Source organism: Kribbella sp. NPDC051587, assembly GCF_044453945.1.
GTDB lineage: Bacteria > Actinomycetota > Actinomycetes > Propionibacteriales > Kribbellaceae > Kribbella.
On record NZ_JBITDE010000024.1, the window covers coordinates 23577 to 36479 of the forward strand.

Below are 12903 nucleotides of genomic sequence, written 5' to 3' on the forward strand. Positions count from 1 at the left end.
GTGGCCGTACGACAACTCTTGTTAAAGTGGCAGTACGGTCACATCGATTAGCGAGGCGTCATGGAGATCCGCTCGGCACGCAACCTCGGCGCCGCAGTGCGCGACGCGCGCCGTCGGCACAGCCTGACCCAGCAAGAGCTGGCTCGGCGTGCCGGGGTATCCCGGGAATGGCTCGTCCGGCTCGAGCAGGGCCACGCACGTCTGGAGCTGCAGCTCGTTCTGAACACGCTGGCGGCTGCCGGACTGGTCCTCGAAGTCAGCGATGACGATCCGGCCATCGACGATCCGGCCGCCGCCGCGTGGACAGAGGTCTTCAGCACTCTCTCCGAAGACTCAACCGGCGCCGGTGACCAGTCCGACCTGCCTCCAGCTGCCAATGGCTGACGAACGCCTTGCCACCTACCTCGACGGGGTCCGGGTCGGCACTCTTCAGCAGAACGCGCACGGCGGCCTGTCGTTCGAGTACGACGACACCTATCGGCACGACCCGTCGACCGTGCCGTTGTCCTTGTCGATGCCCAAGGCGGAGGGCACTCACACCAACAAGAGAGTTCTCGCCTTCATCGCCGGGCTGCTTCCGGACAGCGAGCCTGCGCTCCAGCGGCTCGGCCGGAAGTACGGCGTCTCCGCCAACAACCCGTTCGCACTGCTGGGTCACATCGGTCGCGACGCGGCCGGCGCCGTACAGGTCCTGCCGATGACGTCGGACTGCGACGACGCGGCAGGCCGGCAAGGGTCGATCGAGTGGCTCAGCGATGAGGATGTCGACCGAACCCTCAACGACCTCGCCCGCAGCCCGGAGAGCTGGGATCCGGGACGGTACGCCGGCCGGTGGAGTCTGGCCGGCGCACAGAGCAAGATCGCCTTGTTTCGTTCTCCACAAGGACGTTGGGGCGTGCCCTGCGACTCGACGCCGACCACGCACATCCTCAAGCCTTCGATGCCACGCTTTGCCGGGCACCACCTCAACGAGCATCTCTGTTTACGCGCGGCGCAGCTGTGCGGACTGCCCGCGGCTGACACCGACCTGCTGACAACCGATCGCTACGAGGTGCTCATCGCCCGTCGGTACGATCGGATACTCGACAACACCGGCCGCTGGCGACGGCTGCACCAAGAGGACCTTTGTCAGGCTCTCTCCGTCCCGCCTGCCAAGAAGTATCAGTCCGACGGTGGCCCCGGCATTACCCAGATCGGCCGGCTCCTCGCCACGAGCGGCCTGCCCGCGTCCCAGCAGCGGAACCTTCGGACGTTCTTCGACTACCTCGTCTACAACGTCGCCATCGCGGCCACGGATGCCCACGCGAAGAACTTCTCGCTCCTGCTGAGCGCACGCGATATCCGGCTCGCTCCGCTGTACGACGTTGCTTCGTTCCTGCCGTACGACCAGGAGTCGCGACTGCAGTCCGCGATGAAGATCGGTGAGCACTGGGACATGACGAGCGTGACCGAGAAGGACTGGGCTGCAGTCGGCACTCGCCTTGGTCTTACCCGCGATGAGGCCATCGACCGGGCTAGGACCCTCCGGGCCAAGATGCCGGCGGCCTTTGCCACCGCCGCGAGCGAGCCGGGGATCCCCGACTCGCTGCGTGATCAGGCCCAGCGGATCGCCGCGTTGATCACCGCTTAGCGGAGCCAGGCGGTGGTGTCGGGCGGGAGTTGGCCGTTGTCCAGGGGGCTGCTGGTGAGGAGGAGCTCCTGGTGTGGGGGGAGGCTGACCGGGGCGGCGGAGAGGTTGGTGATGTTGGTTAGGTGTTCGCGTTGGAAGGTCAGTACGCCGGGGGCGGAGTCTTGCCAGGTTAGGGATCCGTCGCCCAGGTGGTGGTGGCGGCGGAGGGCTAGGGCGTTGCGGTAGAGGGCGAGCATGGAGTTCTGGTCGGCTTGCTGGGACTCGACTGTGAGGTTCTTCCAGTCGGGTGGTTGCGGGAGCCATGGGGTGCCGGCGCCGAAGCCGAAGGGGGGTTCTTTGCCTGACCAGGGCAGGGGGACGCGGCAGCCGTCGCGGCCGCGGTCGGCGCCTAGGGAGCGGGCGAAGATGGGGTCCTGGAGGAGGTCGTCGGGGAGGTCTTCTACCTCGGGGAGGCCTAGTTCTTCGCCTTGGTAGACGTAGACGGCGCCGGGGAGGGCCATTGCCAGCAGGGCGGCGGCGCGGGCTCGGCGTTCGCCGAGGACCAGGTCGGTGTGCATGCCGTGTTTGCGGTCCTGGTGCGAGAACGACGTGTCGGGGCGGCCGTACTTGGTGACCGGGCGGGTGACGTCGTGGTTGGAGAGGACCCAGGTGGGCGGGGCGCCGATCGGGACGTGGGTGGCGAGGGTGAGGTCGATGGAGGCCTTGAGTTCGTCGGCTTCCCAGGGGCGGGAGAGGAAGTCGAAGTTGAAGGCCGTGTGCATCTCGTCGGGGCGCAGGTAGAGGGCGAACCGTTCCTGGTCCGGCATCCACATCTCGCCGACCAGGAAGCGGCCGTCGTACGAGTCGGTGATCCGGCGCCAGTCGCGGTACACGTCGTGCACCTCGTCGTGGTCGGTGTAGGACTCCTCGACGCTGTCCAGATCCTTGAACAGTACGGCGGCGCTGTCGATCCGGATGCCGTCGACGCCGCGGTCGAGCCAGAAGCGAAGGATGTCGTGGAACTCCTCGACCACCTCCGGGTTGCGCCAGTTGAAGTCGGGCTGCTCCGGAGCGAACAGGTGCAGGTACCACTCCCCGTCCGGGACCTGCGTCCACGCCGGGCCGGCGAAGATCGACTGCCAGTCGTTCGGCGGCCGATCTTCGCGACCGGGGCGGAAGATGAAGCGCTCGCGCTCCGGCGAACCCGGGCCGGCCTGCAGGGCCTGGATGAACCAGTCCTGCTGGTCGGAGCCGTGGTTCGGGACGATGTCGATGATGGTGCGGATGTTCAGCGCGTGCGCCTCGGCGATGTACGCCTCGGCCTCGGCCAGCGTGCCGAACGCCGGCTCGATCGCGCGGTAGTCGGCGACGTCGTACCCGCCGTCGGCCATCGGGGACGGGTACCACGGGTTGAGCCAGATCGCATCGACGCCGAGCTCCGCCAGGTACGGCAGCTTGGCGCGGAGACCGGCGAGGTCACCGATCCCGTCACCGTTGCCGTCGGCAAAGCTGCGCAGGTAGACCTGGTAGATCGCTGCGCCACGCCACCATTCGTCGGCCATCGAAGCTCCTTAACCTTTGAGGGAACCGGCCGTGAGGCCGGCCATGATGCTGCGCTGGAACACGAAGAAAACAAGGATTGTCGGCAGGCTGGCGATCACCAGCGACGCGATCAGCACGTTCTGCGGCATCTGCGCCGACAGCGACGCGATACCGACGCTGATCGACATCTTGTCGGTCTCCGGCAGCACCAGCAGCGGCCAGACGAAGTCCTTCCAGACCGTTACCACGGACAGGATCGAGACCACGCCGAGGATCGGCCGGGAGACCGGCAGCACGATCGACCAGAGGATCCGCATCGGCGACGCGCCGTCGATCTCGGCCGCCTCCAGCAGCTCCTTCGGGATCGAGTCGAAGAACCGCTTGAGCAGGAACACGAAGAACCCGTTCGCTGCCGCCGGCAACCAGATCGCCCAGGGGGTGTTGAGCAGGTCGAGGTGAAAGATCGGCAGGTCCTTGGCCACCAGGTACGTCGGGAGCAGCAGCACCATCGGCGGGATCATCAGCGTGGCCAGCATCAGTGCGAGCACGACCTTGCCGAACATCGGCCGCAGCTTCGACAGCGAGTACGCCGCGGTCACGTCGACGGCGAGGGTGAACAGCCACGCGCCCCCGGCGTACAGGGCGGTGTTCTTCAGGAAGACGCCGAGCTGGAGCTGGTTCCAGGCCTCGGCGTAGACGCCGAAGTCGAAGCTCTTGGGGAAGAAGCTCGGCGGGATCTGGGCCAGCTCGTCGGGTGACTTCAAGGCGCCGGTGATCATCCAGTACAGCGGGAAGACGAAGGCGCCGGTGAAGCCGACCACGGTGATCACGAGGATCGTCCAGTACAGCGCCTTGCCCCGCGGGTGCTGCAGGGACAGCGGGGACACCAGGGTTCTCATCGCTCCGCCTCCCGGGAGACTCGCAGGTAGATCGTGGAGAACACCATCAGCACGATCATCAGCATCAGGCCGAGGGCGCTGCCGCCACCGAAGTCACCGAAGTTGAAGGCGTACTGGTACATCAGGTACGCGACCGTGACGGTCGCGTTCTCCGGACCACCGCCGGTGAGCAGGTACGGCTCGATGAACACCTGCATGGTGGCGACGACCTGCAGGAGCAGCATCACCAGCAGGATCAGCTTGGTCTGCGGGATCGTCACGTGCCAGACCCGCCGGAACAGGCCGGCACCGTCGAGCTCGGCGGATTCGTAGAGATCGCCGGGGATGCTCTGCAGCGCGGCCAGGTAGATGAGGGTGCCGGTGCCGAGGTTCATCCAGGTCGACACGAGCACGAGGCTGATGAGCGCCGTACTGGTCGAGTCCAGCCAGCTCAGCGTCGGCAGACCGACGGAGTCCAGCACCTGGTTGAACAGGCCCGCGCCCGGGTCGTAGAACCACTTGAACAGCAGTACGGCGACCGCCGGCGGCAGCATCACGGGCAGGTACACGACGAACCGCAGGTACGCCTTCGCGTGCTTGAGCTCGTTCAGCACGATCGCGAGGACGAACGGAACGGCGTACCCGACGACGAGCGCCAAGCCGCTGAACACCGCGGTGTTCAGCCAGGCCTGCCGGAACGCGGGGTCCTCGATGACGGTGCGGAAGTTGTCGAACCCGACCCACTTGCCGGGGTCGACGAAGTTGTTCTCCTGGAAGCTGAGAACGACCTCTCGGATCATCGGGTACCAGGAGAACAGGGCGAAACAGATCAGTGCGCCGCACAGGAATCCGTACGCCGTGAGGTTCCGCCCGACGCTGCGCTTCAGGGCACCGCGGGGGTCCTCGTCCGGGCGCGGGCCCGCCGCCCTCGACTGAGGACGGCGTACCCGCTCTTGGGTGACAGTCATTACGTGTTCTTTGCCAGGATCTTGTTGGCCTTGGACTCGGCGTCGCTGAGCAGCTTGTCGATGTCGGCGTCCTGACGGGTCAGTACGGCCGACATCGCGACGTCGAGGACGGCGTACAGCTCCTGGGCCTTCGGCGGCTCGAGCTTGTTGGTGATGCTCGCCTGGGCCGTCACGTACGGCGTGAAGTGGTCGACCGGAACGGTGGCGTACTGCTTGCGCAGGGCAACGATTTCTTTCCCGGGGGCGGAGTCGCCGTACAGGTCCGGGATCGGCAGGCCGACCGGGCGGCCCTGCTCCTTGGCGCGCTGGTAGTTGAACTGGCCCTGACCCGGCGTCAGCTCGTGGTACTCCAGCCAGAGCAGACCGGCCTTGATCTTCTCCGGGCTCGCCTTCGGGTTGAACATGTAGCCGTCACCACCGCTCAGCGACGACTTGCCCTCGGACTCCGGTACGGCGGTCACTCCGTAGTCGTCGAACTTGCCCTGGAAGTCGTTGTTCACCGACTGCACGACGTCCGGTGCGCCGATCATCATGCCGAGCTTGCCGGAACCCATCATGCGCATCAGGTCTTCCCACTGCAGCAACTGCTTGCTGCCCATGGAGTTGTCGTTCCAGCGCATCTGCTTGAGGTTCTCGAGCACCGCCTTGCCCTCGGGGCTGTTGAACGCGGCGGTCTTGCCGTCGTCGCCGACCATCGAGCCGCCGCGGGCGTACAGCGACGCGGCGAAGTGCCAGCCGCCGGTGTTGCCGGCCGAGTACTCACCGAAGCCGACGTACCCGGACCCGAGACCGGCGATCTTCTTGGCCGCCGCCTGCACCTCGGCCCACGTCTTCGGCGGGCTGTCCGGGTTCAGACCGGCCTGGGTGAACAGCTTGCGGTTGTAGACCAGGCCCATGTTGTAGTTGTTGCGGGGCAGGCCGTAGGTCTTGTCGCCGTCCTTGAAGACGCCCTGGACGTCGGGGCGAAGGTCCTTGGTCGCCTTCACCGAGCCGACGTACTGGCTGATGTCGGCGGCCTGGCGGGCCTTGATGATCTTCTGCACGTCGGTGTAGTAGACGTAGAACACGTCCTCCTGGGAACCGCCGGCCAGCTTCGCCTGGAAGGTGTCCGGGTTGATGCAGGGGAACGCGTCCTTGCTCTGGATCGTGATGTTCGGGTGCAGCTTCTGGAACGCGGCGACATCGGCGTCCCAGCCTTCGCGTTCCTTCGCGTTGCTCTTCGGCGGCTGACAGCCGACCGTGATCGTCACCGGTCCGTCCGCTCCGCCGGAGCCCTGGGCCCCCGGCTTGTCCCCCGACCCGCAGGACGCGGCCACCAGCCCGAGTCCCATCACCAGCACCAGGCTGAGCCCGCGGCGCGTTGTCGTCATTGTTGAACCCTCTCCCTCGACTCTGCGCCACACCGTAGGGTTGTCGACACATGAGCGCAATACTTCAAGAGAAGATTGCAAAAACGTGACTTATGTCAGGATGTGGGCACGCCGAACGCACGAACGCCCCGTTCACCAGGCGGTGAACGGGGCGCTACGGGCAGTGAGCTAGGTGCGGGCGCGAGCTGTCGAGGCCCGGACGACAAGCTCCGGTTCGAAGAGGAGTTCATCGGCGGCGACGGCGGCGCGCTCGATCAGCGCCATCAGCATCTCGACGGCCGCGCGACCCATCGCGTCGATGGGCTGCCGAACGGTGGTCAGAGGCGGGTCGGTGCAGTTCATCATCGCGGAATCGTCGTACCCGATCACCGAGACATCGCCCGGTACGTCGAGGCCGGCCCGGCGGACCGCGCGGATGGCGCCGAGCGCGAGGATGTCGCTGGCGCAGACGATCCCGGTGACGCCGGCGGCGACCAATCGGGTCGCGGCGGCGTGCCCACCCTCGAGCGAGAACATCGTGTGCTCGACCAGCTTCGGATCCGCCTCCTCCGAGGCGAGGAAGGCGTCGAGCTTGCGCCGCGACGGGATGTGGTCGCGCGGCCCGAGGACCATGCCGATCCGTTTGTGTCCGAGCGTGCGCAGGTGCCCGATCGCCATCTCCGCGGCGACATGGTCGTCCGACGACACCTGCGGGAAGCCGAGGTGATCGACCGCCGCGTTCACCAGGACGGTCGGCAGCTTCCGCTCCTGGATCAGCTCGTAATGGGCGTGCGGCGCATCCGCCTGCGAGTAGAACCCACCGGCGAAAACCACCCCGGAAACCTGCTGCTGGAGGAGGAGGTCGACGTAGTCCGCCTCGGACACCCCACCGACCGTCCGGGTGCAGAGCAAGGACGTGAAACCTTGCTGCGCCAACGCTCCCCCGACAACCTCGGCGAAGGCCGGGAAGATCGGGTTCTGCAACTCCGGCAACACCAGACCGACCAGCCGGGCGCGGTCTCCCCGCAGCTGCGTCGGACGCTCATAACCCAGTACGTCGAGCGCCGTGAGCACCGCTTCCCGGGTCGCCTCGGAAACTCCGGGCTTGCCGTTCAGCACCCGGCTCACGGTGGCCTCGCTGACGCCGACCTTCTTGGCCACCTCTGCAAGTCGTCGAGTCATGACGCAAACTCTACGCCTATCTACGCAATTTCTTGCAACGACTTGCGTGCTCGCTGAAGCCTCAACATTCCTGAGAGACTGTCGGCTGTGCCTCGCTTCGTCGCCACTCGTCCGGACACCGGTCTGCTGTCGCTCCCGTGGGACGTCCCGCTGGAGGACTGGCCCGAGGAGCAGCTGGTCGCGCTGCCCCGCGGTATCTCGCGGCACGTGGTCCGGTTCGTCCGGGTCAACGGCACGGTCTACGCGATCAAGGAAGTGCTCGAGCACCTCGCGCTGCACGAGTATCGGCTGCTGCGTGACCTTGAGCGGCTGGAGGCTCCGTCGGTCGAGCCGGTCGGCGTCATCACCGACCGCATCGACCGCAACGGCGAGCCGATCGACTCGATCCTGATCACCCGGCACCTGCAGTTCTCGCTCCCGTACCGCGCGCTGTTCTCCAGCACGCTGCGCCCGGACACGGTCAACCGGCTGATCGACGCGCTGGTGGCCTTGATCGTCCGGATGCACCTCCTCGGCTTCTTCTGGGGCGATTGCTCGCTGTCCAACACGTTGTTCCGACGGGACGCCGGCGCGTTCGCGGCGTACCTGGTGGATGCCGAGACCGGCGAGCTGCACCAGGAGATCTCCAGCGGCCAGCGCGCTCACGACCTCTACACCGCCGAAATCAATCTGTTCGGCGAGCTGTCCGATCTGGAGGCCGGCGGCCTGCTCGACGAGTCGCTCGACCCGCAGGAGATCGTCCAGTCCATCCAGGACCGGTACGAGGCGCTCTGGAGCGAGCTGACCGCGCCCGAGGAGTTCGCCACCGACGAGATGCACCGGCTGGACTCGCGGATCCGGCGGCTCAACGAGCTCGGCTTCGACGTCGCCGAGATCGACATCATCACCGACTGGGACGGCAGCCAGGTCCGCATCCAGCCGAAGGTCGTGGACGCCGGCCACCACTCCCGCCGCCTGATCCGCCTCACCGGCCTGGACGTCGAGGAGAACCAGGCCCGCCGCCTGCTCAACGACCTCGACTCCTACGCCGCCGCCACCGACCAGCAGAACGAGGACGAAGAGATCGTCGCCCACGAGTGGCTGACCGACGTCTTCGAACCGGTCGTCCGCTCCGTCCCGCGTGACCTGAAGCGCAAGCTGGAGCCGGCCGAGGTCTTCCACGAGGTCCTCGAACACCGCTGGTTCCTGTCCGAACAGGCCGGCCACGAGGTCGACACGATGGAAGCGGCCCGCTCGTACGTCGAGAACGTCCTGAGCGCCAAACCCGACGAGAAGCTGGCCCTGCCGCCCGCCCCGATCCCCGGCAGTACCCTCGACCCGGATCTCGACTGACCCGCCATGCAACATCCAGACCTCGGCGTGCGTGCAGTGAGGTATGGAACGGCCTGAGTTCGACGACTGGGTGGCGCAGCGGGGTGCAGCGCTGCTGCGGTTCGCGTACCTGGTCACGCGGGATCACACGCGTGCGGAAGAGGCGGTGCAGGACGCGCTGATCTCGGCGTACCCGCGCTGGAAGCGGATCAGCCGCGACGGGGATCCAGAGGCCTATGTACGGCGTTCCATCGTGAACGCGGATATCTCGCGCTGGCGCAAGTTCTTCCGCCGCGAGACCGTGACGGAGGATCTGGTCGTTGCCCCAGGCCCCGATCATGCAGTGGCCCACGCCGATGCCGATGCGGTCTGGGCATTGTGCGCGACGCTGCCGACCAAACAACGAGCGGCCGTCGTACTGCGCTACTACGAGGACCTGCCGGATGGGGACATCGCAGTCATCCTCGACTGCTCCCCGGCCACCGTCCGCTCCCAGATCCACCGCGCGCTAGCCACCCTACGCGCCAACGTCACCGAGGAGGTCAACCGCTGATGGACATCAACGAGCAGCAGATCGCGGACAGCCTCGCCCGGCACGCCGCAGACGCCCCCTCCGACCACGCGCTCCTGTCGACCGTCCACGGTTGTCTGCGCCGCCGCCGTACCGGACGAGCCGTCGGCGCCGTCGTACTGGCCGCTGCCGTGGTCGCCACGGCCTTCACGGCAACAAACACGCTCCGCACCGAGCCCGAGGTCGCACAAACCAAGCCCGGCTGGCACTGGGAGTCCTACAAAACCGCCCAGATCCAGGTGCCGGACACCTGGGACAAGTACATCGCCGGTCCGGCACCCTGCGGTACCTGGGGAAGCCCGACGATCGGCCGCTGGTTCGACTGGCAGCCGCGCGACCGGTACACCTGCGACTTCGCCGTCTTTCCGTTGAAGGACCGGCAGCCGTACGTATGGTTCGGTGACGTCCAGGCGCCTGGGATCAAGCAGTACGACGGAGGCTGGTCCGAGGAAACGCGGTTGGTCAGTGGCACGAAGGTGAGCGTGCTGGCTCCGAGCGAGGCGATGCGGCGCGAGATCATGGATACCGCGCGGCCGATCGCTCGCACAGACGCGTACGGCTGCGCGCCGACCGACACCAGCCGGGCCTCCGGCACACCCGCCGGTGAGGTGGACGGTGCGGAGGTCTGCCAGTACGCCCGGGGCTCGCTCGTCTCGTCGTCGCATCTGCCGCCGCGTCTCGCCAGCCAGCTCGCGCTGACGCTCGGCGCCGGACTGCCGGGCCGCAGCTGCGACACCGAGGAACCCCGCATCTATGTGGTCACTCTGCATTCGGGATTGCACACCTGGACGGTGCGACGGGAGGAGCGGCCCTGTCAGTTGTCGGACCGGCTGGGCCTGGATGGAACGCACCACCCGTACGACCCAAGTTCGTTGTTCGACGGGCCGAGACAGATCCCCCCGCAGCGTTAGCGCGGGGGCATGCGGAGGGCGCCGTCTAGGCGGATGACTTCGCCGTTGAGGAGTTGGTTGTCGAGGATGTGGGCGACTAGGGCGGCGTACTCGGAGGGGCGGCCGAGGCGGGAGGGGTGGGGGACCTGGGCTTCGAGGACGGTGCGGGTCTCTTCGGGGAGGCCGGCGAGCATGGGGGTTTCCATGGTGCCGGGGGCGATGGTCATCACGCGGATGCCCTTGTCGGCGAGGTCTCTGGCGGCGGAGAGGGTGAGGCCGACGATGCCGCCCTTGCTGGCCGCGTACGCCGCTTGGCCGACCTGGCCGTCGTAGGCGGCGATCGAGGCGGTCATCACGATGACGCCGCGGTCGCCGTCCTCGGTGGCGTCCAGGGCGATCATTCGCTCGGCGGCCAGGCGCATGACGTTGAAGCTGCCGATCAGGTTGACCTCGATCACCTGGCGGAAGGTTGCCAGCGGCAACGGTCCCTTGCGGCCGACGACGCGGCCGGGAGTGGCGATGCCGGCGCAGGTGACGACGACGCGCAGGTCGCCGAGCGACGCCGCCGCGTCGAGGGCTGCGGTGACGGCGGCCTCGTCGGTGACGTCGGCGGGGGCGAAGACGACCCGGTCGCCGAGCTCGTCCGCGACCGCCTTGCCGGCCGACGACGGGAGGTCGACGATGACGACCCCGAGTCCGTCCGCGGCCAAGCGCCGTACCGTCGCCTCCCCGAGCCCGGAACCGCCACCGGTGACGAGTGCGACATCGGACGGGCCAAACTTCATGAAGCGCTCCTCAGCAGGTCGCGGCTGATGACGAGCCGCTGGATCTGGTTGGTTCCTTCGAAGATCTGGGTCACCTTGGCCTCGCGCATGTAGCGCTCGGCGGGGAACTCCCGCGTGTAACCGTAACCGCCGAGGACCTGGACGGCGTCCGTGGTGACCTTCATGGCGGCGTCGGTGCAGATGAGCTTGGCGATCGCGGCCTGCTGCGTGAAGGGGCGGCCGAGGTCGCGGCGGCGGGCGGCCTGCAGGTACGTCGCGCGGCCGGACTCGACCGCGGCGGCCATGTCGGCGAGCAGGAACTGGACGCCCTGGAAGTCGGCGATCGCGTGGCCGAACTGCTCCCGCTGCTTCGCGTACGACGCTGCTACGTCGAGCGCGGCCTGAGCCAGCCCGATCGCACAGGCGGCGATGCCCAGGCGGCCGGAGTCGAGCGCGGACAGGGCGATGCGCATCCCGTCACCCTCGGCGCCGATCAGGTTCCCGGCGGGGATCCGGACCTGGTCGAAGTTCACCAGCGTGGTGGTCGAGCCGGTCAGGCCCATCTTCCGCTCGGGGGCGCCGAAGCTCAGACCTTCGGCAGGCGCCGGGACATGGAAGGCGGAGATACCCCGCTTCGGGTCGGGCGACGTACGGGCGAAGGTCGTGTAGAAGTCGGCGTGCGAGCCGTGGGTGATCCAGGACTTGGTCCCGGTGAGCACGTAGGAGTCGCCGTCGCGGACTGCTTTGGTGGTCATCCCGCTGATGTCGGAGCCTGCCTGCGGCTCGGAGAGCGCGTAGGCACCGAGCAGGTCGCCTTCGACGACATCAGGCAGCAGGCGGGTCCGCTGCTCCTCGGTCCCGAAGGTCGCCAGCGCGTAGCTGGCCATGGTGTGGACGGACATGCCGACGCCGACCGACATCCAGGCGGCCGCGACCTCCTCGAGCATCTGGAGATACACCTCGTACGACTGCGCAGCGCCGCCGTACTGCTCCGGGTAGGGCAGGCCGAGCAGGCCCGCCTTGCCGAGCGTGCGGAACGCGTCCCGCGGGAACGACTCGGTCTCCTCGGCCTTGGCGGCGTACGGCGCGAGCTCGTGCTCGCACAGGTCGCGGACCAGAGCGAGCAGGTCAGTGGATTCCTCGGTCGGCAGCAGGCGGTCGACAGCCATCAGGCACCCCTCTCAACGGCTGCTGAAATGATACCAGGAACGATACTGTCGGCCCCGCCTCAGTATCGTTCTATGCTGTCTCGATATGACAACAGTCGTGCCGGGGCGCCGCACGCGTAGGCAGAGCGAACTGCTCGACCGCCTCCTGTCCCTGTTCCTCGACCAGGGCTTCAGCCGGTTCACCCTGGACGATCTGGCCGCCGAGCTGCGCTGCAGCAAAACCACCCTGTACGCACTCGCGCCGAGCAAGGAACAGCTCGCCGTCGAGGTGGTCAAGCACTACTTCAAGAACGCCACCGCGCAGGTCGAGTCGGCGGTCGCCCGGCAGACCCGGCACGACCGCCGGATCGCGGCGTACCTAAACGCCGTCGCGGACGCGCTTCGGCCGGCCAGCCGGACCTTCCTGGACGACGTCGCGACCTTCGCCCCGGCCCGCTCGGTCTACGAACGGAACACCCGGATCGCCGCCGACCGGGTCCGGACGCTGATCGAGGACGGCATCAACAGCAAGACCTTCCGGCAGGTCGACATCGCGTTCGCCGCCGAGATGATCGCGCACACGATGCAGGCCATCCAGCGCGGCGACATCGCCCGCCGTACCGGCCTGAGCGACGCCGAGGCCTACCGGGAGCTGGCGTCCTTCGTCCTGCACTCTTTGCGGCTGGACTAG

At 67.4% G+C, this 12903-nt stretch carries 13 protein-coding genes; 6 read left to right on the plus strand and 7 right to left on the minus strand.

Going from position 1 to position 12903, the window contains the following annotated elements:
* The first annotated feature begins 60 nt into the window (after nt 1-60).
* Complete coding sequence (locus tag ACIA49_RS41520) at nt 61-384, plus strand: helix-turn-helix domain-containing protein (protein ID WP_396383875.1); 324 nt, start codon at nt 61-63, stop codon at nt 382-384.
* Nucleotides 377-1630: a type II toxin-antitoxin system HipA family toxin gene (locus tag ACIA49_RS41525; protein WP_396383876.1), complete on the plus strand. Its 1254-nt coding sequence runs from the start codon at nt 377-379 to the stop codon at nt 1628-1630. Before ACIA49_RS41520 ends, ACIA49_RS41525 begins: the two co-directional genes overlap by 8 nt.
* Here the strand turns inward: ACIA49_RS41525 and ACIA49_RS41530 are convergent.
* The 5 genes from ACIA49_RS41530 to ACIA49_RS41550 form a co-directional block, all read right to left on the minus strand.
* Nucleotides 1627-3171: a glycoside hydrolase family 13 protein gene (locus ACIA49_RS41530; protein ID WP_396383877.1), complete on the minus strand. Its 1545-nt coding sequence runs from the start codon at nt 3169-3171 to the stop codon at nt 1627-1629. The genes ACIA49_RS41525 and ACIA49_RS41530 overlap by 4 nt on opposite strands.
* 9 nt (nt 3172-3180) lie before the next feature.
* Nucleotides 3181-4050 carry a carbohydrate ABC transporter permease gene (locus tag ACIA49_RS41535; protein WP_396383878.1) on the minus strand — a complete coding sequence of 290 codons (870 nt, stop codon included), beginning with the start codon at nt 4048-4050 and terminating at the stop codon, nt 3181-3183.
* A complete protein-coding gene (locus ACIA49_RS41540) occupies nt 4047-4997 on the minus strand; it encodes a carbohydrate ABC transporter permease (protein WP_396383879.1) in 951 nt (316 codons plus the stop codon). Before ACIA49_RS41540 ends, ACIA49_RS41535 begins: the two co-directional genes overlap by 4 nt.
* Nucleotides 4997-6367: an ABC transporter substrate-binding protein gene (locus ACIA49_RS41545; RefSeq protein ID WP_396383880.1), complete on the minus strand. Its 1371-nt coding sequence runs from the start codon at nt 6365-6367 to the stop codon at nt 4997-4999. The genes ACIA49_RS41540 and ACIA49_RS41545 overlap by 1 nt, the downstream gene beginning before the upstream one ends.
* 168 nt (nt 6368-6535) lie before the next feature.
* Nucleotides 6536-7528, minus strand: coding sequence for a LacI family DNA-binding transcriptional regulator (locus ACIA49_RS41550; RefSeq protein ID WP_396383881.1), 993 nt, complete (start codon nt 7526-7528; stop codon nt 6536-6538).
* A 66-nt stretch (nt 7529-7594) separates the two neighbouring features.
* Between ACIA49_RS41550 and ACIA49_RS41555 the strand changes: the two genes are divergently transcribed.
* The 3 genes from ACIA49_RS41555 to ACIA49_RS41565 are packed head-to-tail and all read left to right on the plus strand — an operon-like array spanning nt 7595 to nt 10321.
* A complete protein-coding gene (locus ACIA49_RS41555) occupies nt 7595-8860 on the plus strand; it encodes a DUF4032 domain-containing protein (RefSeq protein WP_396383925.1) in 1266 nt (421 codons plus the stop codon).
* Nucleotides 8861-8903: 43 nt separating this feature from the next.
* On the plus strand, nt 8904-9392 hold the full coding sequence (locus tag ACIA49_RS41560) for a SigE family RNA polymerase sigma factor (RefSeq protein ID WP_396383882.1): 489 nt from the start codon (nt 8904-8906) through the stop codon (nt 9390-9392).
* Nucleotides 9392-10321: a hypothetical protein gene (locus tag ACIA49_RS41565; RefSeq protein WP_396383883.1), complete on the plus strand. Its 930-nt coding sequence runs from the start codon at nt 9392-9394 to the stop codon at nt 10319-10321. The genes ACIA49_RS41560 and ACIA49_RS41565 overlap by 1 nt, the downstream gene beginning before the upstream one ends.
* On the opposite strand, the gene ACIA49_RS41570 is transcribed toward ACIA49_RS41565, so the two are convergent.
* Both ACIA49_RS41570 and ACIA49_RS41575 read right to left on the minus strand, forming a co-directional pair.
* Nucleotides 10318-11085 (minus strand): SDR family NAD(P)-dependent oxidoreductase, encoded by a 768-nt coding sequence (locus tag ACIA49_RS41570; RefSeq protein ID WP_396383884.1) that lies wholly within the window; start codon nt 11083-11085, stop codon nt 10318-10320. The two genes, ACIA49_RS41565 and ACIA49_RS41570, sit on opposite strands and share 4 nt — an antisense overlap.
* Entirely contained in the window at nt 11082-12233 is a 1152-nt protein-coding gene (locus ACIA49_RS41575; protein WP_396383885.1) for an acyl-CoA dehydrogenase family protein, read from the minus strand. Before ACIA49_RS41575 ends, ACIA49_RS41570 begins: the two co-directional genes overlap by 4 nt.
* An 85-nt stretch (nt 12234-12318) precedes the next feature.
* Here ACIA49_RS41575 and ACIA49_RS41580 point away from each other — a divergent pair, with 85 nt between their 5' ends.
* Complete coding sequence (locus ACIA49_RS41580; protein WP_396383886.1) at nt 12319-12903, plus strand: TetR/AcrR family transcriptional regulator; 585 nt, start codon at nt 12319-12321, stop codon at nt 12901-12903.

Excerpts from the sequence above, each read along its gene's own strand:
- ACIA49_RS41520 (WP_396383875.1), top strand. The coding sequence starts at position 61 with ATGGAGATCCGCTCGGCACGCAACCTCGGCGCCGCAGTGCGCGACGCG.
- ACIA49_RS41525 (WP_396383876.1), top strand. The coding sequence starts at position 377 with ATGGCTGACGAACGCCTTGCCACCTACCTCGACGGGGTCCGGGTCGGC.
- ACIA49_RS41530 (WP_396383877.1), bottom strand. The coding sequence starts at position 3,171 with ATGGCCGACGAATGGTGGCGTGGCGCAGCGATCTACCAGGTCTACCTG.
- ACIA49_RS41535 (WP_396383878.1), bottom strand. The coding sequence starts at position 4,050 with ATGAGAACCCTGGTGTCCCCGCTGTCCCTGCAGCACCCGCGGGGCAAG.
- ACIA49_RS41540 (WP_396383879.1), bottom strand. The coding sequence starts at position 4,997 with ATGACTGTCACCCAAGAGCGGGTACGCCGTCCTCAGTCGAGGGCGGCG.
- ACIA49_RS41545 (WP_396383880.1), bottom strand. The coding sequence starts at position 6,367 with ATGACGACAACGCGCCGCGGGCTCAGCCTGGTGCTGGTGATGGGACTC.
- ACIA49_RS41550 (WP_396383881.1), bottom strand. The coding sequence starts at position 7,528 with ATGACTCGACGACTTGCAGAGGTGGCCAAGAAGGTCGGCGTCAGCGAG.
- ACIA49_RS41560 (WP_396383882.1), top strand. The coding sequence starts at position 8,904 with ATGGAACGGCCTGAGTTCGACGACTGGGTGGCGCAGCGGGGTGCAGCG.
- ACIA49_RS41565 (WP_396383883.1), top strand. The coding sequence starts at position 9,392 with ATGGACATCAACGAGCAGCAGATCGCGGACAGCCTCGCCCGGCACGCC.
- ACIA49_RS41570 (WP_396383884.1), bottom strand. The coding sequence starts at position 11,085 with ATGAAGTTTGGCCCGTCCGATGTCGCACTCGTCACCGGTGGCGGTTCC.
- ACIA49_RS41575 (WP_396383885.1), bottom strand. The coding sequence starts at position 12,233 with ATGGCTGTCGACCGCCTGCTGCCGACCGAGGAATCCACTGACCTGCTC.
- ACIA49_RS41580 (WP_396383886.1), top strand. The coding sequence starts at position 12,319 with ATGACAACAGTCGTGCCGGGGCGCCGCACGCGTAGGCAGAGCGAACTG.